Source organism: Parafrankia colletiae (assembly GCF_001854655.1).
Taxonomy (GTDB): Bacteria; Actinomycetota; Actinomycetes; order Frankiales; family Frankiaceae; genus Parafrankia; species Parafrankia colletiae.
Map to the genome: position 1 here is coordinate 82,123 of NZ_MBLM01000117.1, position 24,224 is coordinate 106,346.

The 24,224-nt window shown below is 73.5% G+C and carries 15 protein-coding genes; 11 read left to right on the forward strand and 4 right to left on the reverse strand.

The genetic code is table 11. The features are described from left to right. Positions 1–165 precede the first annotated feature (165 nt). From CC117_RS16155 to CC117_RS16180, 6 genes are read left to right on the forward strand one after another with little or no spacing between them, the layout of a single operon-like run. On the forward strand, positions 166–1,572 hold the full coding sequence (locus CC117_RS16155; RefSeq protein WP_084132235.1) for a diaminobutyrate--2-oxoglutarate transaminase family protein: 1,407 nt from the start codon (positions 166–168) through the stop codon (positions 1,570–1,572). Further along, positions 1,569–3,236, forward strand: coding sequence for a pyridoxal phosphate-dependent decarboxylase family protein (locus CC117_RS16160; protein ID WP_071084976.1), 1,668 nt, complete (start codon positions 1,569–1,571; stop codon positions 3,234–3,236). The genes CC117_RS16155 and CC117_RS16160 overlap by 4 nt, the downstream gene beginning before the upstream one ends. Further along, complete coding sequence (locus CC117_RS16165) at positions 3,233–5,092, forward strand: IucA/IucC family protein (RefSeq protein ID WP_071084978.1); 1,860 nt, start codon at positions 3,233–3,235, stop codon at positions 5,090–5,092. The genes CC117_RS16160 and CC117_RS16165 overlap by 4 nt, the downstream gene beginning before the upstream one ends. Beyond that, positions 5,092–6,435 carry a lysine N(6)-hydroxylase/L-ornithine N(5)-oxygenase family protein gene (locus CC117_RS16170; protein WP_071084980.1) on the forward strand — a complete coding sequence of 448 codons (1,344 nt, stop codon included), beginning with the start codon at positions 5,092–5,094 and terminating at the stop codon, positions 6,433–6,435. Before CC117_RS16165 ends, CC117_RS16170 begins: the two co-directional genes overlap by 1 nt. Beyond that, positions 6,432–8,345, forward strand: a complete 1,914-nt coding sequence (locus CC117_RS16175; RefSeq protein WP_071084982.1) for an IucA/IucC family protein — start codon at positions 6,432–6,434, stop codon at positions 8,343–8,345. The genes CC117_RS16170 and CC117_RS16175 overlap by 4 nt, the downstream gene beginning before the upstream one ends. Positions 8,346–8,380: 35 nt before the next feature. Beyond that, positions 8,381–9,775, forward strand: coding sequence for a glutamine synthetase family protein (locus CC117_RS16180; RefSeq protein ID WP_071085034.1), 1,395 nt, complete (start codon positions 8,381–8,383; stop codon positions 9,773–9,775). Here the strand turns inward: CC117_RS16180 and CC117_RS16185 are convergent. Next, positions 9,735–12,239, reverse strand: a complete 2,505-nt coding sequence (locus tag CC117_RS16185) for an MMPL family transporter (RefSeq protein ID WP_084132219.1) — start codon at positions 12,237–12,239, stop codon at positions 9,735–9,737. The genes CC117_RS16180 and CC117_RS16185 overlap by 41 nt on opposite strands. Before the next feature lie 120 nt (positions 12,240–12,359). Here CC117_RS16185 and CC117_RS16190 point away from each other — a divergent pair, with 120 nt between their 5' ends. Next, entirely contained in the window at positions 12,360–13,121 is a 762-nt protein-coding gene (locus CC117_RS16190; RefSeq protein ID WP_071084986.1) for a TetR/AcrR family transcriptional regulator, read from the forward strand. A gap of 93 nt (positions 13,122–13,214) precedes the next feature. On the opposite strand, the gene CC117_RS16195 is transcribed toward CC117_RS16190, so the two are convergent. Then, a complete protein-coding gene (locus tag CC117_RS16195) occupies positions 13,215–14,285 on the reverse strand; it encodes a glycosyltransferase family protein (protein WP_071084988.1) in 1,071 nt (356 codons plus the stop codon). A gap of 559 nt (positions 14,286–14,844) precedes the next feature. Between CC117_RS16195 and CC117_RS16200 the strand changes: the two genes are divergently transcribed. The 4 genes from CC117_RS16200 (at position 14,845) to CC117_RS16215 (ending at position 22,716) form a co-directional block, all read left to right on the forward strand. Beyond that, positions 14,845–15,981 (forward strand): cysteine--tRNA ligase, encoded by a 1,137-nt coding sequence (locus CC117_RS16200; RefSeq protein WP_241830149.1) that lies wholly within the window; start codon positions 14,845–14,847, stop codon positions 15,979–15,981. Positions 15,982–16,353: 372 nt separating this feature from the next. Next, positions 16,354–17,964, forward strand: coding sequence for a GGDEF domain-containing protein (locus CC117_RS16205; protein WP_241830150.1), 1,611 nt, complete (start codon positions 16,354–16,356; stop codon positions 17,962–17,964). Positions 17,965–18,372: 408 nt separating this feature from the next. Continuing rightward, positions 18,373–20,982 (forward strand): MMPL family transporter, encoded by a 2,610-nt coding sequence (locus CC117_RS16210; protein ID WP_071084992.1) that lies wholly within the window; start codon positions 18,373–18,375, stop codon positions 20,980–20,982. 171 nt (positions 20,983–21,153) lie between these two features. Continuing rightward, the gene (locus tag CC117_RS16215; RefSeq protein ID WP_071084994.1) at positions 21,154–22,716 is read left to right on the forward strand and encodes a methyltransferase domain-containing protein; all 1,563 of its coding nucleotides are present in this window, start codon (positions 21,154–21,156) and stop codon (positions 22,714–22,716) included. A 4-nt stretch (positions 22,717–22,720) separates the two neighbouring features. Here the strand turns inward: CC117_RS16215 and CC117_RS16220 are convergent, their stop codons facing one another. Both CC117_RS16220 and CC117_RS16225 read right to left on the reverse strand, forming a co-directional pair. Further along, the gene (locus CC117_RS16220) at positions 22,721–23,173 is read right to left on the reverse strand and encodes a MaoC family dehydratase (protein WP_071084996.1); all 453 of its coding nucleotides are present in this window, start codon (positions 23,171–23,173) and stop codon (positions 22,721–22,723) included. 78 nt (positions 23,174–23,251) lie between these two features. After that, a complete protein-coding gene (locus CC117_RS16225; protein WP_241830151.1) occupies positions 23,252–24,217 on the reverse strand; it encodes an FkbM family methyltransferase in 966 nt (321 codons plus the stop codon). Between the last annotated feature and the right edge of the window lie 7 nt (positions 24,218–24,224).

The following is a 24,224-nucleotide window of genomic DNA, read 5'->3' on the forward strand; positions in this document are numbered from 1 at the left end:
ATCCCGACACCCCGATATCCCGACCTCAGCACCGACAGCACTCCGGTGCGGCACCGCAGGGGCAACAGTGAGGAAAAGCTCGGCGCATCCACACGCCGGAGATCGGGACTCATCGAAGTTAGGCTTCCCTGATCCGGCTCGCTCGAAGGGAAGTCGCCCGTGAAGATGATCTCTCCGGCCGACGCCGAAGCCGGTCCCGGCAGCACGGATCCGGCTGCAGCGGCCGCCATCCTGGCCCGCCAGGCCACCCGGGAGTCCGCGGCCCGCACCTACGCCCGGTCGCTGCCGATCGTCCCGGTCGGCGCCCACGGCTCCTGGATCACCGGCGCCGACGGGCGGCGCTACCTCGACTTCCTCGCCGGCGCCGGCACCCTCGCCACCGGGCACAACCACCCGGTGGTGGTCGAGGCGATCGAGCGGGTCCTGCGCTCCGGCGCGCCGCTGCACGTGCTCGACCTCGCCACCCCGGAGAAGGACGCCTTCACCGAGGAGCTGGTCGCCACCCTGCCCGTGGGCCTGCGGGAGGATCCGCGCCTGCTGTTCTGCGGCCCGACCGGCGCCGACGCCGTCGAGGCCGCCCTCAAGCTCGCGCAGACTGTCACCGGCCGCCAGATGGTGCTGGCGTTCACGGGCGCGTACCACGGGATGACAGCCGGCGCGCTCGCGGTGACCGGCAAGGTCGCCGCCAAGGAGCCGCTGCCGGCCGCCGGCGCGGTCACCCGRCTGCCCTTCCCGTATCCGTACCGGTGCCCCTTCGGAGTGGGCGGGCCGGCCAGCGCCGAGATCTCCGCCCGTTTCGTCGAGCGCCTCCTGGACGACCCCTGCGGCGGGGTCACCAGCCCGGCCGCGATGATCCTCGAGGTCGTGCAGGGTGAGGGCGGTGTCGTGCCCGCGCCGGACGGTTGGCTGCGCGCCATGCGCGAGGTGACCCGCCGCCGCGGCATCCTGCTCATCGTGGACGAGGTGCAGACCGGCGTGGGCCGCACCGGTCGCTTCTGGGCGTGCGAACGCGCCGGTGTGGTGCCCGACATGCTGGTGATGTCGAAGGCCATCGGCGGCGGCCTGCCGCTGGCCGTCGTCGCCTTCCGTGCCGAGCTGGACACCTGGGCCCCGGGCGCCCACGCGGGGACCTTCCGTGGCAACCAGCTCGCGATGGCCGCCGGGCGGGCGACGCTGCGGCTGGTCCGGGCGCAGGAGCTCAGCGAGCGCGCGGCTGTCGTCGGCGACCGGCTCCTGACCGGCCTGAACCAGCTCGGGAGAGGCACCTCGATCGTCGGTGACGTCCGGGGCCGCGGCCTGATGCYCGGCCTCGAGATCGTCGACCCGGAGGCCACCGCCGACCGGACGGGTGCCCGCCCGGCCGACCCGCGCCGCGCGGCGGCGATCCGTGACGCCTGCCTGGCCCGCGGACTGATCATCGAGCTCGGCGGCCGGCACGACGCCGTGCTCCGCCTGCTGCCGCCGCTGACGGTCTCCGACGAGGAGGCCGAGCTCGCCCTGTCGATCCTCGCGGAGTCGCTGGACGCGGGAACCAGCGCGGGCCCACGGGCCGGCACTCCGCAAGCCCGATGACGAGGCCGGGTCACCGGCCGGCCGACGACCTGCGGGCACTGCTCGCCGTCACCGTGGACGCCCTCGACGCCGGGCGGCGGGACCGCAGCGGCCCGCTGCCATCCGGCGGGCCGGTGGACGTCCGGAAGGCGGTTCTCGCCGCGCTCGGCGAGCCCGGCCCGCTCCTCCCCCCGACGGGAGATGGGGAGGCCGCGGCGCTCGGCGCGCTCACCCGCATGCTGTCGGCCGGGTCGGCCGATCCCGCGGACCCGTTGTGCGCGGCTCACCTGCACTGCCCGCCGCTCACCGTCGCCGTCGCCGCCGATCTCGCGGTGAGCGCGCTGAACCCCTCCCTCGACTCCTGGGACCAGGCCCCGGCCGGCACCACCATCGAGGCGGAGGTGCTGGCCGCGCTGGCCGGCCTCGTCGGCTACGACCCGTCCCGCGCCGTCGGCACGGTGACCACCGGCGGCACGGAATCCAACCTGATGGGCCTGTTACTCGGCGGGCATGTCGCCGGACGCGCTGCCGCGCCGGCCCCCGGGAGCACCGCCGTCTCCCCCCGCGGCTGGCTCGGCCAGCTCCCGCACCACAGGCGGCACGGCGCGCGCACACCCGCGCCGCGCCCGGCCGCCGCGGCGGCGCTGCCCGTGTTCTGCTCCGCGGCCGGCCACCACTCGGTGCGCCGCGGCGCCGAACTGCTCGGGCTGCGCAGGATCGTCCCGGTGGGGGTCGACGTCGACCATCGGATGGATGTCCAGGCGTTGCGGTCGGCGCTGGCCCGCCACCCCGGGCCGGCTCTCGTCGTCGCGACCGCCGGCACCACCGACGCGGGTGCGATCGACCCGCTGGCCGAGATCGCCGAGCTGGTCCGTGCCCACCCGGCCCCGGTCTGGCTGCACGTGGACGCGGCGCATGGCGGGGGCGCCCTGTTCTCCCGCCGGCTCGCCGAGCGGCTGGCCGGGCTGGCCCAGGCCGACTCCGTCGCCCTCGACCTGCACAAGCTCGGCTGGCAGCCGGCCCCCGCCGGCATCTTCCTCACCCCGTCGGAACGGGGGTGGGACCGACTCGACGCCGAGGTCGCCTACCTGAACCCGGCCGACGAGACCATCGCCGGGTACACCAGCCTGCTCGGGCGCTCCCTGCGCACCACCCGCCGCCCGGACGCGTTCAAGATCGCCGTGACCTTCCGCGCGCTGGGCCGGGAGCGCCTCGGCGCGATGGTCGACACCTGCCATGATCTCGCCCGGCACGCGGCCCGGGTGGTGGCCGCGGACCCGCGGCTTGAACTGGCGGCTCCGGTGACCCTGAGCACGGTGCTGTTCCGCTACCTCCCGCCGGAACCCGGCGAGTACCTCCCGCCGGAACCCGGCGAGTACCTCCCGCCGGAACCCGGCGAGCACCCACCGGATACCGGCGGCGGTGCGCCGGAACACGCCGGCGTCCCGCCCCTCTCGGGCCACGCGGGCCGGCTCGACCGGCTCGACCGGCTGAATGCCGCCATCCGCTCCCGGCTCCTCGAGGAGGGCACGGCGGTCGTCGGGCGCACCACCGCCGGGCCCCACGGGGCCGTCCACCTCAAGCTCACCCTGCTGAACCCGAACGCGACCGACGCCGACGTCTCCGCCCTGCTCGCCCTCGTCGCCGAGACCGGGGACCAGCTCGCCGCCGAGCGGACGCCATGACGGAGGCCGGGCGGACGTCCGCGGCGGAGGCGGAGGCCGCGGCGGTCGTGACCGAGGTGCTGCTCCGCTGCTGGGCCCGTGAGGTCGGGCTCGGCAACGCGGTGGACGGGCCACCGGCACCGGGACGCCTGCGGATCGCGCTGCCCGCAAGCAGGCTCGACATCGACGCGGAGCTGCAGTACCACTCGCCCACCGGCTGGCACCGGTTCGGCCCGCCCCGCCTGCACGGCACGCCGCTGGACGTCGGCCTGCTCGCCGCTCTCCTCGTGCGGGAGGCGGCGGGCACCGCGATCTCCCCGGCGGCGGCCCGGACCGCGCTGGCCCGCATCCTCGCCTCCACCGCCTGGCTCGCCCGCTTCATCGCTGCCCGCGCCGCCGGGTCGGTGGCCCGGGCTGACGGCGCCGCCGGAGACGAAGGCGCCGCGCCGTTCCTCGTCGCCGAACGTGCCCTGATCACCGGTCACCCGTTCCATCCGGCGGCGAAGAGCCGCGGGGAGGCGACCGACGCGGAGACGGCGCGGTACTCCCCCGAGCTGCACGGGTCGTTCCCGCTGCACTGGTTCGCCGCGCATCCCGACGTCGCCCGGCACGGCGGTCCCGATCCGGCGCCGCTGCTGGCGTCCCTGCGCGGCACCGGCGGACCGCCTGCGCCGAAGGGGTACGTGGTGCTGCCGGCCCATCCCTGGCAGGCGAGGGCCATCCGGGACCGCCCGGCCCTCGCCGGCCTGCTCGGCGACGGCCGGCTGGTGGACCTGGGGACGTCCGGCCCGCAGTGGTACCCGACGGCGTCGCTGCGCACCGTCTGGCGGCCGGACGCACCGGTGATGCTCAAGCTGTCGCTCGGCATGCGGATCACCAACTCGCGCCGGGAGCTGCATCCCGACGAGCTCGCGCTGGGCGCCGAGATGGCCCGGTTCGCCCGGCTGGCCGCGGACGGCTGGCTGCGGCGGCACCACCCGCGGTTCCGGCTCGTTCCGGAGCCGTCGTGGGTGTCGGTCCGTGCCGGCGGGCTGGAATGCTCGCTGCGGACGAATCCGTTCGGGGCCGACGACCGGGTGGTCTGCGCCGGCACGCTGGTCGCGGACCGCCCCGACCTGGCCCCGGGGGTGCCCGGCCGGTCCCGGCGGTCGATGCTCGCCGAGCTTCTCACCAGCCTCACTGGCGGCGGCGTCGGCGGCCCGGGGGCGCCGGACGTCACTGCTGGCGGCGGGCGGGCGGCAGCGGGGGCGGGGGCGGTCGCCCGCGAGTGGTACGCCCGTTACCTACGGGTTCTCATCGTCCCGGTACTCGACCTGTACCTGCGCCGCGGGACGGGCCTGGAGGCGCACCTGCAGAACACCCTGGTCACGCTGGACGAGCAGGGCTGGCCCGTCGCCGGCTGGTACCGCGACAGCCAGGGCTACTACCTGGCCGCCTCCTACGCCGACACCGCTCGCGGGGAGGTGCCAGGGCTCGGCGAGGGGCTGCCCGCCGTCTTCGACGACGCCCTGGTCGAGCAACGCATCCTCTACTACACGGTGGTGAACAACGCGCTGGCCATCGTGGGAGCGCTGGGCGCCGCCGGGCTCGCCGACGAGCACGACCTGCTCACCGTGCTGCGCGAGACCGTCGTCGGCCTGCGGTCGGGCCTGACGTCCGGGCCGGGAACGGGATCGGGGTCGGGGTCGGGGCTGACGGCCGACGGTGGCCTGGTCGCGCGCCGCGGCCTGCTGGACCGGCTCCTGGACGCGCCGACGTTGCCCTGCAAGGGCAACCTGCTGACGTGCGTCGACGGGCGCGACGAGCTGGTCGGGCCCGTGTCGAGCCAGTCGATCTACGTGGAGATTCCCAATCCGCTGCTGGAGGTCCGCCCTTGATGCCGTCGCCCCCGGACGAGGCCGGCCCCTACGACCTGCTCGGGGTGGGGCTGGGGCCGTTCAACCTCTCCCTCGCGGCGCTGGCCGACGGCGTGCCCGGGATGCGGGCGGTGTTCCTCGAGCAGGCGGACGAGTTCCACTGGCATCCGGGCCTGCTGCTGGACGGGACGACACTGCAGGTGCCGTTCCTCGCCGACCTGGTGACGTTGATCGACCCGACCAGCCGGTGGTCGTTCCTGTCCTACCTGCGCGAACACGACCGCCTGTTCCGCTTCTACTTCTACGAACGGTTCCACCTGCCGCGACGCGAGTACGACGACTACTGCCGCTGGGTGGCGCACGCCCTGGCGTCCACCCGCTTCGGGAGCCGGGTCGAGGCGGTGCGCTGGCAGCCGGGCAGCGGGCTGTTCGAGGTGACGGTGTGGGACGGGCAGCTGCGCACCGTCACTGCCCGCAACCTGGTGCTCGGGGTCGGCACCGAGCCGGTCGTGCCGGCGGCGTTCGCCGGGCAGCACGGGCCGCGGGTGTTCCACTCGGCCGACTACCGGCAGGCGCGCGACCGGCTCGCCGGGGCGGGGCACGTCACGGTCGTCGGGTCCGGGCAGTCCGGCGCCGAGGTGTTCACCGACCTGCTGCGCGCGCAGCCCACCTCCGGGCACGCGCTGGCCTGGATCACCCGGACACCGGCCTTCGCGCCCATGGAGTACTCCAAGCTGGGGCTGGAACAGTTCACCCCCGACTACGTGCGCTACTTCCACGGGCTCGACCAGCGGACGAAGGACGCCCTCGTCCCCGGCCAGTGGCAGCTGTACAAGGGCATTGACGGGCAGACGATCGCAGAGATCTACGACCTGCTCTACGAACGCAGCATCGGGGGCGCCGAGCCGGACGCCCTGCTGCTCCCGAACGTCACCATCGAGGCAGTCGACCCGGGTGGGACGGGCGCCGGCCCGGATGGGCAGCGCAGCTATCTGCTGCGCTGCCGGCACGGCGACCAGCACCGTGCGTTCACCGTCGGCACCGACGCGGTGGTGCTCGCCACCGGCTACGCGCCTCGCCGTGCGACCCTGCTCGACCCGGTCGCCGACCTGCTCGACCTGGACTCCGGCGGCCGTTTCAGGATCGACGAGCGCTACCGCCTCGCGACCGCGGACGAGCTGACCGGACGGATCTACGTCCAGAACGCCGAACTGCACACCCATGGGGTGGGGGCGCCCGACCTCGGGCTGGGCGCCTGGCGGGCGGCGGTCATCCTGGACGACCTGACCGGCGGCCGGGCACACCGGTTGCCGCGCCCGGCGGCCTTCACCACCTTCGGCAGCCCGAGCGGAGCCGGCCGGTGACCGCCGCGACGGACAGCGAGCTGTGGCRCACCGCCGGGCTCGCGCTGCTGACCCGACTGATCGCCGAGCTGGCGTACGAGGAGCTCCTGGTTCCCGCGCCCGACCCCGCCGCACCCACCGACCCGTCCACCGGCACCATCGGCACCACCAGCAGCGCGGGCGGCACGGCGGCGCGACGTCCGGACCCGCCACCGGTCGGCCGGGGTACCCCGGCGCCGTACCGGATCGGCTGCGGGGCGGTGGCCTACACGTTCACCGCCCGCCGGGGCACCTTCGGCAGCTGGTGGCCGGACGCCGGGACGCTGCGGCGCGGCGGCGCGGCGGCCTGGGACCCGGTGCGTTTTCTCCTCGACGCGCGGGAGGCACTCGGCTGGTCGGGTGACGTCCTGGCGGACGTCGTGCGCGAGGTGACGGCCACCCAGCGCGCGGACGTCCGGCTGCTGCGCGGGGCGCTGCCCGCGGGCCGGCTCGCCGACCTGTCGTACGTGGAGCTCGAAGGTCATCAGTCCGGGCATCCGTGCATGGTGGCGAACAAGGGCCGGCTCGGCTTCGGCGCGACGGACGCCGCCCGCTACGCCCCGGAGTCCCGGGCGCCGTTCCGGCTGCGCTGGCTGGCGGCCGAAGCCGGCCTGGCTCGGCTCGTCACCGCGGAGGGCCTGGCCCCGGGCACGCTGTACGAGGCCGAGCTGCCGGCGGGTACCAGGGCGGAGTTCACCGCGGCCCTGCGCGCGGCGCTGATCGGCGCGGGCCTGACCGACGCGGGTTCCGTCGCGGCGGCGGCGGACCGGTACCGGTGGCTGCCGGTCCACCCGTGGCAGTGGGAACACGTGGTGGTCCCGCTGTTCGCCGCCGAGCTGGCCACCGGGGCGCTGGTCGATYTCGGCGAGGCACCCGACCGGTACCTGCCGCTGCAGTCCATCCGGACGGTGGCGAACGTCGACGCACCGGGCCGGCGGGACGTCAAGCTCGCCCTCATGATCCGCAACACCCTGGTCTGGCGCGGGATGTCCGCCGACGACGCGGACGCCGGCCCCGTGGTCTCCTCGTGGCTGACACGGCTGGCGCGGGAGGACCCGGAGCTACGGGCCACCGGCGTCATCCCGCTGGCGGAGGTCGCCGGTGCCACCGTGGCCCATCCGGCCTACGACGCCGTGGTGGACGCCCCGTACCGCCTGCACGAGCTGCTCGGGGTGCTGTGGCGGGAGCCGGTCGCCTCGCACCTGGCGCCCGGCGAGCGGGCCCGGACGATGGCCGCGCTGCTCACCGTCGGATCAGACGGGCAGGCGCTCGTGACCGCGCTCGTCCGGCGCTCCGGGCTGGCCCCGGAGCAGTGGCTCACGGCGTTCCTGCGGGCCCTGCTCCCCCCGCTGCTGCACTACCTGTACGTGTACGGCGTGGCCTTCACCCCGCACGGCGAGAACGTGATCTGCGTGTTCGATGCGGACGAGACCCCGCGGCGCATCGCCGTCAAGGACTTCGGCGCCGACATCGACCTGGTCGAGGGCGACTTCCCGGAGCGCGCCGCGACCGACGGCGGGGCCGGCGCGCTGTGCCGGCACTGGCCGGCCGGGCTGTTGGCGCACTCGGTGCTGTCGGCGGTGTTCGCGGGGCACTTCCGATACTTCTCGGTGCTGGCCGCCGACCACCTGGGCGTCGCCGAGGAGCGCTTCTGGTCCCTCGTGCGGGACACCGTGCTCGGCTATCAGCGGGCACACCCCGAGCATGCCGCGCGCCACGCGCTGATCGACCTGCTGAGCCCGGTGTTCGCCCGCGTCTGCCTGAACCGGGAGCAGCTCGCCGGGGCCGGCTTCCATGACCGCGCGGGGCGGGACGCCCAGTTCGACGTCCTGCACGGCACGGTGGCGAACCCGCTCGCCGCCATCTCGCCACGCTCCGGCGACGCACTGTGATCGTCAGCGGCGGCGGGGCGCCCGGGCAAGGCGGGGTGTCGGGGGATGTCGGAACGCCCACGGGCACCGCCGGGGGAACGGAGCTGCTCGACAGCGGCACCGTGGACGAGGTGATCGTCGCCGTGCCTGACCTGCAGGGGCGGCTGGTCGGCACGGGACTGTCACCGGAGTACTTCCGCGAGCAGGTGCGGTCCGGCTCCGACGGAGTCGGCGCCTGCACCTACCTGTACGCCGTCGACGTCGAGATGCAGACCGGGCCCGGCTACGCCTACGACCCGTGGCAGGGCGGGTTCGGTGACCTGCGCCTGCACCCCGACCTGACGACGCTGGGCCGCGCGCCGTGGCGGCCGCGCTCGGCGGTCGTCATCGCGGACGCCGTCTGGCCGGACGGGAGCGCCGTCGAGGCCGCGCCGCGGACGGTGCTGCGCCGCCAGCTGGACCGGTTGGCCGCCCGGGGACTGCGGGCGTTCGCCGGCACCGAGCCCGAGTTCCTCGTCTTCGAGGAGACCTACCGCGAGGCCGCCCGGCAGGACTACGGGCGGCTCACCCCCGCCAGCAGCTACGGCATCGACTACGCGCTGGCGGGCACCGAGCGGATGGACGATCTCGTCCGGGCCATCCGGACGGCGATGGCGGCGGCCGGCGCGCGGGTGGAGTCCGCCCGGGCGGAGGTGCATCCGGGCCAGTTCGAGATCGTCTTCGGCTACGACGAGGCGCTGCGCACCTGCGACCGGCACGCGCTCTACAAGACCACCGCGAAGAAGATCGCCGGTGCGGCCGGCCACGCCCTGACCTTCATGGCCAAGTACGACGAGGGCGAGGGGAACTCCTGCCACGTGCACCTGTCCCTGCGCGGCGACCAGGGGGAACTCGCCTTCGCCGGCCCCCGTGTAACCGGTGCACCCCCCGACGGGGCCATGTCGGACCTGATGCGGTGGTTCGTGGCCGGCCAGCTCGCCTGCATGGCCGAGTTCACCCTGCTCTACGCGCCGACCGTGAACTCCTACAAGCGGCTGGCACCGGGCGCCTTCGCGCCGACCGGGATCTCCTGGGGCCTGGACAACCGCACCTGCGCGATCCGGGTGGTCGGGCACGGCGCCTCGCTGCGGATCGAGCACCGGGTACCCGGTGGTGACGCCAACCCCTACCTGGCGCTCGCCGGGATGATCGCCGCCGGCCTGCACGGGATCGAGCACCGGCTGCCGCTGGAACCACCGCGCACCGGTAACGCCTTCGCCGCCCCCGACGTCCCGCGGCTGCCCACCACCCTGGCCGCCGCGGCCCGGGCGTGGCGGGAGAGCGCCATCGCCCGGGCCGCGTTCGGCCAGTCGGTCGTCGATCACCTTGCGCAGGCCGCCGACGTCGAGCAGGCCGCCTTCGACCGGGCCGTCACAGACTGGGAGCGCCTGCGTTGTTTCGAGCGGTTCTGACGCCGGGCACGCTTCCAGCCGGCGCACTGCCCGTGGGATCACCGCCCGCCGGCACACTGCCCGCAGGTTCACTGCCGGCGGGCTCGCCGCCGGTGGGTGCGCCGGCGGCGGCCGTGGCGGGTGCGGCAGGCCCGCCGCCCTCGCTCAGGCCGATCCGTGCGTGCAGGGCCCGCAGCGGCTTCGGCGCCCACCAGTTGGCATCCCCGGCGACCCGCATGAACGCGGGCACGAGCACGCCGCGGATCAGCGTGGCGTCCAGCAGAATCGCGAGCGCCGTACCCAGGCCGAACATCTGCATGAAGCGGACGGAAGAGGTCGAGAAGGCCACGAAGGTCACCGCGAGCAGCGCCGCGGCGGTGGTCACGAGACGTCCGGTGCGGGCCAGGCCGGCGGCGACCGCCTCGGCGTTCGAGGCGCCCGCGTCATGCTCCTCCTTGATCCGGGAGAGCAGGAAGACCTCGTAGTCCATGCTGAGCCCGAAGGCGATGCAGAACAGCAGCACCGGCATGGACGTGTCGAGCGGGCCCGGGGTGAAGTCGAACAGCCAGCCGAGATGCCCGTCCTGGAAGATCCAGACGGCGACTCCGAAGACAGCCGTGAGCGTGATCCCGTTCAGYACGATCGCCTTCAGCGGCAGCAGCACACTGCCGGTGAACAGGAACAGCAGCACGAAGGTGGTCAGCGAGATCAGCCCGATGGCGAGCGGGAGACGGTCGGCGATCGTGTCCTTGCCGTCGACGAGGACGGCGGGCGGCCCGCCGGCGAGCGCCTCGGTCCCGGCCGGGGCGGCGGTGTCGCGGATCTGGTGGACGAGGGCCTGGGCCTCGTCCGAGTGCGGTTCCACGGACGGCACGACGCGCAGGTAGGAGGCGTTCTCGGCCGTGTGGCGGCTGGCGGGCTCCCGCGGCGGCGCGACCGTCCGCCCGTCGATCAGGGTGCCGGCGGAGCTGTCGACCCGGGCGACGCCGTCCAGTTCGGAGAGGGCGGCGGCGTAGCCGGCGACCTCCTCCGGTCCGGTGCGGTCGGCCGGCCCGGTCACCACGACGACGACGGCCCCCGCGTCGTTGGAGGAGAAGTCCGAGCGGAGGACGTCACCGACCGCCCGGCTGGAGGCGTCCGCGCGCAGCACCCGGTCGTCCGGGGTGCCGAACTCGACGTGCAGGAAGGGGGCGGCCAGCACCAGCAGCAGGGCGACGACAGGCAGGCCGGCGAGCAGCGGACGGCGCATCGTGACGGTGGCCACCCGGCGCCAGAACGGCGACTCGACCACCTCCCGCGGCACCGCCCGCCCCGCAGCCGCGCCCGCGCCCGCGCCGGCTCCGGCTCCGGCTCCGGTCGCAGCGCCGGCCTGCGCCGCGGCGTCGGCAGCGCGGCGGCGGCGCCGGAACAGCCCGATCAGGCCACCGACCCGCAGCGCGTTCACCCGGGATCCGAGCAGCATCAGCACAGCCGGCAGGACGACCACCGCGGCGACCACGGCCACGGCGGTGACCGCGATGCCGGCGTAGGCCATCGACTTGAGGAAGTACGGCGGGAAGACGAGCATCACCGCGAGCGCGACGATCACCGTCGCGCCGCTGAACAGGATGGTGCGCCCGGCGGTACGCACCGTCACCGTGACGGCCTCGGCACGGTCCCGGCCGGCCGCGAGCTCCTCGCGGAAGCGGCTGACCATCAGCAGCGCGTAGTCGATCCCGAGGCCCATGCCGAGGGCCGTCGTCAGGTTGACGGCGAAGATCGACACATCGGTGAGGCTGCCGACCACCGAGAGCACGGCGAAGCCGCCGAGGATGCCGAGCAGCCCGATCCCGAGTGGGAGGAGCGCGGCCACCARCCCGCCGAAGGCGAGGATCATCAGCACGGTCGTGATCGGGATGGCGATCGACTCGGCGACGGCCAGGTCGGCCCCCACCTGACCGTTGATGTCCTCGCCGACCGTCGCGGCGCCGCCCGGGCGCACCGTGACCGGGGCGGCGGCACCACCCGGTGGGCCCTGGTCGGCCTGGCCTGCCTCGTAGGCGTCCTCGAACCGGGCCACCAGGTCCTCGGTGTGGTCCTCGTCCACGCTGGCGACGACGAGCGCGGAGCGGCCGTCGTCGGAGCGCAGCGGCGGGGCGTCCGTCCAGTAGGACGAGACGTTCGTGACGCCGGGTTCGCGGGCCAGATCCTCCGCGAGCTCCCGGCCCGCCCGGGCCACGGCAGGATCATCGACCGCCCGCCCGTCCGGGCCGGTCACCTCCGGCCGGGCGGTCACCAGGAGGACGAGGTTCGGCTCGCCGCCGAACTTCTCGTCCACCAGGTCCGCCGCCCGGGTGGAGGGTGAGGCGGGGTCGTCGAAACCGTCCGACTCGAGCTTGCCGAAGGCGSCCATGCCCACCACTCCGGCACCCAGCAGCGCGACAAGGGTGAGGAGCAGGACAAGTCGTGGCCGACGGGTGACGATCTTCGCTACAACAGTGAACACGGGACCCTCCCGAGAGAAGCAGTCTCTTGAGAGAACAGTGTTCACAGAGATCGACGCCACCGTCAAGAGCAGTGTTCTCGAAAGTTGACACCGATCGCGACCGGGACACAGCATGGTGCGGTGACCCATCCCGTCCCACGTCGCGAACGCATCCGCCAGACGACGATCGACGAGATCAAGACGGTCGCCCACGAACAGCTCGCCGAGCACGGGGCGGCCGCGCTCTCGCTGCGCGCCGTCGCGCGCGCGATGGGGATGACCCCGTCCGCGATCTACCGGTACTTCGACAGCCGGTCCGCGCTGATCTCCGCACTCGCGCGGGACGCCTACAGCTCGCTCGCCGACACGCTGGAGGCCGCCTTCCTCGCCGCCCCCGCGGACGACCAGATGGTGCGCTGGCTGCTGGTCGCCCGGTCGCACCGACGCTGGGCGAAGACGCACCCGACCGAGTACACGCTGATCTTCGGCCCGCGGCCGGCCGACCTCACCGGCCGCCCCACCGCCGTCCAGAACGAGGTGGAGCGCTCCGTCGCGGTGCTCTTCCGGTGCATGCAGGAGGTGGTCGAGGCCGGCATCGTCGACCTGGGTGTTCTGGACGCCGAACTGTCACCCGGCCTGCGCGCGCGGTTCCAGGAGTGGGACTGCACCGACCTGGGCCCGGCCGCGGAAGCCGCCTGCATGCTGGTGTGGACGCAGCTGCACGGTCTGATCGCGCTGGATCTGTTCGACCATCTGCCGCCGCCGCTGGCCGACTCGGCCGAGCTGTTCGACCAGCAGATGATCGGCGCGCTGGTCCGGATCGGCCACCGCGGCCCGGTCGACTTCGCCGAGGTGATCAGGCGCGCCGATCTCACCGAGCAGCACACGCTTGCACCGACCTGACGCGCGCCCGACTGACGCGCGCCGCCGGACCCCGGCCGCCGCCGCGCCGGTGTGACGCGAGGGCGGCCGGGGTCGTGCCGCGGCGGGGGTTCGTCAGGCGGAGGCCCGCATCCGCCTGCCGAGGGTGTCGAGCGCGGCGCGGCGGGCGCTCTTGATCTCGGGGAGCCGCGCCTGGTAGGCCGACGCCGTCGCCAGCGGCTGGTAGAACCCCAGCCGTGGGACGAAGTCGATCTCGTCGTAGCCGGGTGGGCGGTGCAGCGCGTAGGTGCGCCCCGGGAAAAGGAGGTCGTAGTTGTCGGCAATCTGCCAGATGGCGACATGGGGATCGAGTCGGCGCCGCTGGAAGTAAGCCTCCAGGACGTCGATTGTGAAACTGATCTCGTGGAACTGCTTCACCAGGTTGTGGTAGTGCTGACCGACCTGGTACTTGATCGGCAGCTCAACCTGGAGACAGTCCGCGTACTCGAGAAGGTCGAGGGCGAGAACCTTCAGGGAGGTCTCCACCCCGTAACCGCGGGAGAACGCGAGCGCCGCAAAGACGTCGGCGTCGATGGCGAACTCCCCGATCAATGGCTGGATTGTCCGCGTGATGGACGGCACATAACGAGCGAGTTGCTTCGAGAGCAACGACCGGAGCATCTCCGTCGTGCGCCCGCCGGGCTGACCGTCGCCGGTCACCCTGCGCGAACTCCCATTCACGAAAAGCGGGGCGTTCCCAGCCGTCGCCGCGGCCGCGAGCACACCTACCGTGGTCGGGTCATAACTTTCGAGGTCGGCGTCATGGAAAATGAGGCGGTTACCGAAGGCCAGATAGGCAAGGCTGCGCATCGCGCCGGCCTTGCCGCCGACCGTGGCCGCCTCACGCCCCGCATGGCGCTCGAGCACGGACTGGCCGCGGACGACCCAGCTCGCACCCGCCTCGGTCGCAATGCGGACGAGATCGTGCTCGTCCCCATCCGACGAGGGGTCGACGACGACCCCGATCTCGTCGAGGACGCTGCGCTCCTGCATCCAGCGTTGCCGGTTGAGCGCGATGATGGTCCCGAGCGTTCGCGCCGCCTCTGGCCCACGTGCGGGTATCAGCAGACTGAGCGTGACGCCTTTGTTGAGCTTGTCCACCTCGATCGCGTCGAGGTCGAGGGTGGTGGGTTCGAGCGTTCGCACGGACGCCCCTCTCTCGAGGCCTTTCTTGGTTACGACCAACCCCCCAGGCCGACCACGCCCGCGCAGACGTGGACGGCGGAACACCAGATGGTCCGTGTACCGCGTGAACCATCCAGGCGAAGCTTTCCGGGCAGACGTCCCCAGGTCAACAGGGCGTCCTTCCCACCCTCCCTTGTTAAGCCATTTCGCGACCCCTGATCCCCCCCGGGATCGATCGGCCCGCGGACCGGCCGATCAGGTGGCGAGCCCCAAAGTATGGATGTTGCGCGACGGATCGTCACTCCCCCGGAAGAGTCCTTCGGGGAGCATCTGCGCCCGGCGGGGGGCGCCGGGCGGGCCACGGTCTCCCCGCGGAGGTCCGACAGGTCAGGGCACTCTGGCCGCGCCGGCCCGTCATGGGCTGGATCCCTGCCCTGAACGGTCTACCCGGGAACTGTCCGGATGACCCCCGGCGGGTCCGGAAACGTCCCTGGGACCCGATGTCGCCGCTGGTAGTGGGCCTGGGCACTGTCCTCGCGAGGGCCCGGCGGCCCGATGGCATTGATGGCATGCTCAGGTGATGGATGTCGCACTGGACCCGATGCGCCCCGATCTCCGGCTCGCCGGATCGCCCCTCCCGGTCGTGGGTCGGGCCCGGATCTACGTGTGCGGTATCACACCGTATGCGGTTACGCATCTCGGCCACGCGGCGACCTATCTGTGGACGGACCTCGCCGTCCGGCTCTGGCGGTCCACCGGTGTGCAGGTGGAGCTGGCCCGCAACATCACCGATGTCGATGACGCGATGTTCACCGAGGCACGCCGGCTGGGCATGCCGTACGACCAGGTCGCGTCGATGCAGCGGTTCGCCTTCGACCGCACCATGGCGGCCCTCGGGATCCGCCCGCCCGACCACGAACCGACGGCACGTGCCTCCGTCTCCCGGGTGATCGAGCTCACGGCGGCCCTGCTCCGCTCCGGCGATGCCYACGAGCGCAACGGCAGTGTCTACGCCCGCGCGGCCCAGGCGGCGGACAGCGCCGGGATCGACCGGGCGGAGGCGATCACRCTCGCCGCCGAGTACAACGACGAGCCGGGCGATCCGGAGCGTGACGACCCGCTCGACGTGGCGGTCTGGCGGGCAGCCACGCCCGGGGGCGACTTCCCGAGCTGGCCGAGCCCGTGGGGCCCCGGCCGGCCGGGCTGGCACGCCGAGTGCGCGGCGATGGTCCTGTCGACCTTCGGGTCCAGCGTCGACCTGCACGCGGGCGGCGCGGACCTGCGCTTCCCCCACCACGCGGTGGAGGCACTGCTCGCCGAGCGCGCCACCGGCGTCCACCCGTTCGCGCGCGCCTGGCTACGCTCCGGAACGGTCCGGGTCAGCGGCGTGAAGATGTCCAAGTCGCTGGGCAACCTGGCCTACGTCGACGACCTGCTGACCCGGCACGAGCCGGCCGCGCTGCGGCTGCTCTGCCTCGCCCGCCCGTGGGGCCTGGACTGGGACTTCGACGAGGCGGCGTTCGGGGCGGCCGAGGCCGACCTGGACCGGCTCTACACCGCCGCGGCCCGGCCCGGCAGCAGCCGGGACGGCCTGGCCGCCGCCGAGATCGACGCCGCCCTGCTCGACGACCTCGACACCGTCCGGGCCCGGGAGGTGGCACTGGAGGCGGGCGGAGGCGCCGCCCGGCGCTTCATCTCGGTGCTGGGGCTGGTCTGATCTCCGCCCCGCCACCGGCCGGCGAGAGCCCCCGCGGAGTGCGACACAAGACTCAGACAAAAGGTTGCACCCTGCGTCAAATGATCGTGTACACGCAGCTACCATCGAAACAGTTTCGATGTCACCCAGGTCCGGGACCGTCGAACCAAAGCCGCCCCGCCAGGCCAGGACGACACAAAGGGTGATGATCCAAGCCGGCAGGGTGGTGTTGCGGGCGGTGGGCGGCACGCGTGGACCGCGCCGGTACCCGGCCCGCGCGCCCCTGTCACCGGCGCATCCCCCGACCCGGCATTCGTATTCGGAGAACCTGCACATGGCCCGGTCACTCCCGTCCGGTGCGCGGCGGCCGGCGCCCCCTGGCATCCGGTGACCGTGCGACTGCCCCCACGTCCGTCCCGCACGCCGCCCGACCCGCCACCGGCCGTCACACCACGCAGCTGGGCCTGGTATCTCGCCGGTGGCCTGGGCCTGCTCGTCCTCTTCTGCGCCGCCCCGTCGAGCGGCCCGCCGTCGGCGCTGCGCACGATCGTCGCCCTGCTGGTCAGCAGCTCCGCGGCGGTCGCCGTCCTGATCGGGACACGCCTGCGGCAGCAGCCGCCGGCCCGCCTGCCCTGGCTGCTGTTCGCCGCCGCCGAGGCAGCGGCGGCGCTCGGCGACGTCCTGCTCCACGGGGCGCACCACCTGCTGGACCGGCAGGGCTTTCCCGGGCTCTGGGACATCGCCTTCCTCGCCCAGTACCCACTGCTGGTAGCCGGGATCGCGATGCTGGGCCGGCGGCGGGGCGTGGCCGACGGGCTCACCAACATCCTCGACAGCCTGACGATCACCGTGGCCGGCGCGCTCGTCGCCTGGATCTATCTGGTCGCCCCGCGGCYGTCCACCGAGCAGACGCTCCTCGTCCGGCTGCCGGCGCTGGCGTACGCGGTGCTGAACCTGGCGGTCCTCGCTGCCGGTCTGCGCCTGCTCCTGAACGGCAGGCCGCGCGCGGTGTCGTACTACCTCCTTCTCGGGCATCTCGCCGCCGTGCCGGCCGCCGCGGTGCTGTGCGTCCCACGCCAGCTGGACGGGGCATACCAGGTCGGCGGGCCCCTGGAGATCATCAGGATGGCCGGCGCGCTGCTGCTCGGCGCCGCCGCACTGCATCCGAGCGCGGGCGACGTCACCGCCGGGCGCCCACGGACGGGCACCGTGCTCTCCGTGCCGCGGCTGCTCGCGCTCACCGCGGCGGCGCTGGTCGCGCCGGTCGTGCTGACGGTGCAGAGCCTGCGGGGGCAGACCGACGGGCTGGTCGTGGTGGCCGTCTCCAGCGGAGCGATGTTCGTTCTGATCATCTTCCGGATGGCCGGCCTGGTCGCCGACCAGCACCAGGCCGCGATCACGGACGGGCTCACCGGCGTGCACACCCGCCGCCACCTGGAAGGCGAACTGTCCGCGTCGGTGGACCGCGCGCTGCGTCACGGAAGTCGCCTCGGCCTGTTCCTGATCGACGTCGACCACTTCAAGGCGATCAACGACCGGTTCGGGCACCCGTCCGGCGACGACGTCCTCGTCGAGGTGGCGCGCCGGCTGCGAGCCGCGACCAGGCCCGGTGACGTGCTGGGCCGGTACGGCGGCGAGGAGTTCGCGGTGGTCGTGACGGACCTGCGTGAGGCGGATCTCGCGGCTGTCGGGGAGCGGCTGCGCCGTCAGGTCGGCTCCGAGCCGATCCGGATCAGTGCCCGGACGTCCAGCGAGCCGCCGGCCGCCGGGCAGGTTCCGGACGGGCCGGCCCAGGATGATCAGATCGTGACGGTGACCGTGTCGGTCGGGGTGGCGGTCGTGCCCACCCACGCCGCGGACGCGGCCGGGCTGGTCGCCGCCGCCGACAGTGCGCTCTACGCGGCGAAGGCCGGAGGTCGGGACAGGGTCACGATCAGCGGCCAGCCCGCCCCGCCCGCGGTCGAGGGGCAGCTCGCCGTCAGAGGGGCCTCCCACACCGTCTGAACCGCCGACACGGGGAGGCCCGGACGGGCACCGGCGGACGTCGCCTGCGCGACATCCCGGCCGCGTGACGTGCCGGCACGCGTGGCTGGCCGCTTCAGCCCCGGGTGCAATGCGCAACTTGTCCAGTTAAGGCCGGTTTCGCGACGTAGTGTTCGCACAGGGTGCAGCCGCACCGCGCCGACCGGTGAAACCTCGATCCTCCCACTGGTCGGCAGCGCCGGAAGCACCGCCCCCCTGACGAACCACCCTGCTACACCACCCATGCCACCCCCTCTGCTGCTGCACCACCCATGGGAACCGCTGGGCCGTCGGAGCCGGTCGCGCGGCGCGCGGCAACGAGGCGGCGCGTCGCCCGACCGGAGCTGACGGCCCAGCGGAGTTATCGGCCAGCGGAGTCGAGGAGGACTGATGTCCGGGTTGCTCTACCGGATCGGCGCTGCCGCGGCCACCCGGCCGTGGCGGGTCATCGGGATGTGGCTCGCTGCCCTCGTCGTGGCTCTCGGGCTGGCAGCCGGCTCCGGAGGCAAGCCCCACGACGACTACGACGCCCCGATGACCGCGTCGCAACACGGGACCGACCTGCTGCGGGCGAGCTTCCCCACGCTTGCCGGCGCGGACGCCCGCGTCGTCGTGCACGACCCCGACGGCACCGCCCTGGACGCCGGCGTGCTCGGCACCGTTCAGGAACGTCTCGCCGCGCTTCCCTCCGCGATGGTGACGGGCCCGCCGCAGATGTCGCGGGACGGCGACACCGCGCTGTTCACGATCCACTACCGGCAGCCGGTCGCCGACATGGACGCGGAGGAGGCGCTGGCCGAGATCTTCACGGCCGCGACGCCCGCGACCGACCAGGGCCTGCAGGTGGACGTCGGCGGCCAGGTCTCGGAGAACCTGCAGAAGGTCGACGGGCAGGCCGAGGCGATCGGCGTCGGGCTGGCGCTCCTCATCCTCCTGATCGCCTTCGGGTCCATCGTCGCCGCCGGGGTGCCGATCGCGGTGGCGCTCATCGGACTGGGCATCGGTGGCTCGGCCATCACCCTGATCGCGGCGGTCACCAACGTCAGCTCGATCGCCCCGTCCCTGGCGTCGATGATCGGGATCGGCGTCGGCATCGACTACGCGCTGCTCCTCGTCACCCGCCACGTGGAGGGTCTGCGGTCCGGGATGTCGGTGCGGGAGGCCGCCGGCCGCGCGAACGCGACCGCCGGGGCGTCGGTCGTCTTCGCCGGCCTCACGGTGATCATCTCGCTGTCCGGGCTCCGGCTCGTCGGCCTCAACACCTATGTGACGACCGCCTTCACCACGGCGGCCGTCGTCATCGCGGTCGTTCTCGTCGCCGTCACGCTGGTCCCAGCGCTGTGCGGCCTCGCGGACCTGCGGGTGCTGCGGCGGCGGGCGCACGCCGAGATGCTCGCCGCCCGCTCCCTGGCCCGATCGGGCGCCGTCACCGCGGCGGCGGGAAACGCTGCCGGCGGTGCACCGGCCGCGCCGCAGCGGGGCCTCACCGCAGCCTGGGCCAGGCGCATCGGGAACCGCCCCGGCCCCTGGGCGCTGGCCGCGCTGACCATCCTGCTGGTCCTCGCGGCACCCATTCTGACCATGCGCACCTGGCCGCAGGATGCGGGCAGCCAGCCGGTCGACGTGACCCAGCGCCGCGCCTACGACCTGATCACCGCCGAGTACGGGCAGGGCGCGAACGGTCCGCTGCTGCTGGCCGTCGACCTGGCACAGGTCCCGCAGGAGAGTCTGGCGGGACTGGGCACGACGGTCGCCGCCGTCCCCGGCGTCGCGGCCGTCGCCCCGCCGGCGATCGCCCCGAGCGGCACCGTGGCGGTGATCGAGGTGGTGCCCACCACCGGCCCGAGCGACGCGGCATCGTCCGATCTGGTCACCCACCTGCGAGCCGACATCCTCCCGCCGGGGGTGTACGTCACCGGGACGACCGCGATCTTCGCGGACCTGTCCGACCTGCTCGCGGAACGCCTGTGGTGGGTGGTGGGCTTCGTCGTCGGGGTCTCCATCCTGCTGTTGACCATCGTCTTCCGGTCGCCGGTGGTCGCCCTCAAGGCGGCGGTGATGAACCTGCTGTCGATCGCGGCCGCGTACGGCGTGGTGACGGCGGTGTTCCAGTGGGGGTGGGGAACTGACCTGCTCGGGCTGCCCCACAGCGTCCCGATGTCCAGCTGGCTGCCCGTCCTGATGTTCACCGTCCTGTTTGGGCTGAGCATGGACTACGAGGTCTTCCTCCTCTCCCGGATCCGGGAGGACTGGCTCGCCACCCGTGACCCGCAGGGCAGCGTGGTCCGCGGCCTCACCTCCACCGCCCGTGTGATCACCAGCGCCGCACTGATCATGATCGCCGTGTTCGCCGGGTTCGCGCTCGATCCGGACGTCACCGTGAAGATGGTCGGCGTCGGCATGGCCGTCGCGGTACTGGTCGACGCGACGGTGATCCGTCTGGTGCTGGTGCCAGCGACGATGGCGCTGCTCGGCCGGGCCAACTGGTGGCTGCCGCGCTGGTTCGACCGCATGCTGCCGCAGGTCGACATCCACGGGGAGCGCTTTGGTCACCACACGGCCACCGATGGTGACAGTGGCAGCGGTCACCGCGGCAGCGGCGGGGCGGGCGGCAGCTCCGGCGGCAGGGACCGGGACGACGGCAACGGCCGTGACGGCGGGATCAGCGCGAACGGCGGGGCCGGCGGCAGGGGCGACGGCAACGGCGGCCACGGTGGCCACGGCGGCGGAGCCGTCAGCCGGGGTGGCACCGGCAGTGGGAAGGACGACGGGAAGGGTGGCGCGGCCGACCGGGAGCCGCAGGCCGCCGGGGGTGGGTCCGCACCCGGCCGACCGACCGCCGACGGGGGTGGCGCCGACCGGGGGGGCAGTCCGAAGGCGGGTGGGGCAAACCGTCACAAACGTCCTTCGGGTACCACGATGGCCGGTTCAGGCATCCCCACACAGGTCTCCACGGACCCGGCCGACCAGGCGGCGAAGGGCCGCGAGCTCCAGCGGTGAGTTTCCGTTTCCGCAGGTCAGAGCGGTTGGGGGCGGGGTGTGGTTAGCACCTTCGGCCGCCTGGTTAACCCCGATTCGGGCGGCGGAATGGGTGGTTCTGTCCTGGTTAGCTGAGACGCCACGAGGCAGAAACGTCGCCCCAGGCGGCACGGCGGAAGAGGGCTACGCGGCGTGGACGGGACCACCAGGGACGGGTTCACCGTGGACGGGATCGCCGTGGACGGGCGCACCGTGGACGGGATCGCCGCGGCGACGATCTCCATGGATGGGTTCACCATCCAGGGGATCACTGTGGAGCGGATCCTGCCGCACGGGACCCCTGGACGGGACGATGACCCGGTCGAGATCCCGGTCCAGGCCTCCCGCGCCCGGCCGGTCCCCCACCACGTCCCCCGTCCCCGGCCCGTGCAGCGGGCACACCGCACCCATCTCGGGCGGCTCGGCCGCCCCGGGCCGACGGGGCGCACCAGCCAGACCGGCCACACCGACCGGGCCTTCGCCGACCTCGAGCCCGCGGGCCTCGGGCGGCTCGGCCTCGACATCCGGCGGCTTGAGCTGCGCGCGTTCGACGACGATGTCGTCGAGCCGGCGATGCCGGGCCTGGGCGACTACGAGCCCGCCGGCGAGGCGGGAGACCACGTCTCCGGGTACGGATCGGCTATGGACGACCTGGCCGGCRCCCGCCCCGCGGCTGCCCCGCGCCCCGCGGACGACGTCACCGTGGTGCACGTGAAGCGCCCCGGCCCGGCAGCCGACGCGGGCCGCCCGGCCGACCACCACGCCGTCCTCGCCACCCCCGGCGAGGCGGCCCCGGCCGACCAGCGGACCACGGCCAATGACCGGATCGGTCCGGCCGCCGAGGGGGCCCTGTCGGGTGACGACCTGCCACCCGCCTTCGCGGTCTTCGACCGGGCGGCGCGCGACTACGACGCCGACATCCACGGTGTGCCGTTCTTCCGCCCGCTGGGCCGCACGCTGGCGAGCGCGGCGGGCATCCGGCCCGGCGACGACGTGATCGACCTCGCCTGCGGGCGCGGGGCCGTCCTGTTCCCGGCTGCCGAGGCGGCCGGGGCGACCGGCTCCGTCCGGGCGTTCGACCTGGCACCGACCATGGTCGAGCTCACCGCGGCCGACGTCACCGCCCGCGCGCTGCCCTGGGTCGAGGTGGAGATCGCCGACGCGGCCGAGCCGCCGGCCGAGCCGGGCAGCGCCGACGTCGTCCTCTGCGGCATGGGGCTGTTCCTGCTGCCCGACCCGGCCGCGGCGCTCACCCGCTGGCGCGGCCTGCTCCGGCCGGGCGGACGCCTGGCGGTGAGCGTCTTCGGCGCGCCGGACCCGCTGTGGGACCGGCCCGACTACCCGCTGCGCCGCGCCACCGGGATTGGCGCGGCGCAGCGCCGCCCCGGCCTCGCCATCCTCGCCGAGGGAGCGCTCGGCGAGGCCCTCACGGCAGCAGGCTTCACCATCACCGGCGACGACCTGGTCGCTACCGACCTCGTCTTCCGGGATGTGGAGCACTGGTGGCGCTGGGCCCGGGGCACCGCCGTCCGGTCGATGCTGGAGAAGGTCGACGACGCCGACATCCCGGCGATGATCGACGATCTGACCCGGTGGCACGCGCCTTCGGTGGACGCCGGTGGCCTGCACTGGCGCCCGACCGTCCGCATCGTCACGGCCACGGTGGGCCTCGCGGCCGCAGGCACCGCGATGGTGGGCGGCCCCGACTGCCGGTGATCGATCAGTACAGGTACCGCACCACCGATTCCGCGACGCAGGCCGGCTTGGTGGCGCCCTCCAGCTCGATGGTGACCTGGTTGACCACCTGCACGCCGCCCTTGACGTCCTCGATCGAGAGGTTCCGGACGACGCCGCGGACCCGCGAGCCGACCGGGACCGGCTGCGGGAAACGCACCTTGTTCAGCCCGTAGTTCAGGGCCAGCGAGATACCGGTGACCGCGGCGGTGTCCGCCACGATCACCGGGAGCAGCGACAGGGTGAGAAAGYCGTGGGCGATCGTCGTCTTGAACGGGCCGTCCTTCGCCCGTTCGACGTCGGTGTGGATCCACTGCCAGTCACCCGTGGCCGCGGCGAAGTTGTTCACCTGCTCCTGAGTCACCTCACGCCAGGGACTGGTGCCAAGCTCCTGGCCCTGAAGCTTCCTCAGCTCGTCGATTCCGTCGATCGTCGCCATGGCGCGAGTATGGCGAAGCCGTCGGCGACGCGCCTCACTTCCGGTAACCCGGCCACCGTGTCAGGCGGCTGCCACGAATCAGGCGTGGGCGACGAAGTTGAAGCGGTTGCCGTTGTCGAAGGTCCGGCGGAAGGTGCCGAGGGTGTAGGGGCCGGTGCCGTCCATGTCGAAGATGCGCAGGCCCAGGTCGCCGTCGATGAGGCGGTACATGTCCTCGGCCGAGGTCCCGTACTTGCGCGCGGCGGCACCGAACTCGAAGATCACGTACGGGCGGTTGGTGGCGAGCAGCTTCTGGCCGCCCTTCAGCACGCCGTACTCCGCGCCCTCCACATCGATCTTGATGAGGTCGAGGCGGTGCTCGGGCGGGAGCGTCTCGTCCAGCACCTCGACGACGACCTCGATCTGCTCGACGTCCTCGGCGCCGGCCGCCGTCCGCTGGCGCAGCCCGCTGTAGGCCGGGCGGCTGCGGACGTAGGCGAACGGGCTGACACCGGCCTTCTCCGCGAGCGCGGCCTGCTTCAGCGTGACGGTCGGGAACTCCAGGCAGAGGTACTCGAACAGGTGCGGCAGCGGCTCGTAGGCGATGTGCTCGCCGCGCGGGGCGTGCAGCACGATCGACTTGAGCACGTCACCGCGGTGGGCACCGACGTCGATGCAGTTCGAGTCCTCCTGGAGCACGAAGGACAGCAGCAGGGCGAGGTGCTGATCGTCGATCGCGTTGCGGCGGGCGCTGGGCAGCACCGTGCGCCGGACCAGCTTCAGAGCCGGCCCCAGCCCCAGCTCGACCGCGGTCTGGCGGAGCTGACCGAGCTGCTTGTTCATCTGCTCCTGCATCGCGGAACGTCCCCTTCGCGAGCCGTCCGTCCGGCCCGGGCCCCGGGCCAGCCACAGGCTGACCGCCGGGCCCGGACCATCCGGCTGGATGTCCGGTGCCTGGCCGGTGCTGTCATGTGAGAGCACCGGCCCTGCCGTCGCGCCAATTGTGACAAGTCGCCAGGCGCCACCCATCGCCACCCCCACCGCAGACACGACCAGGCACAGCACGCGGCCG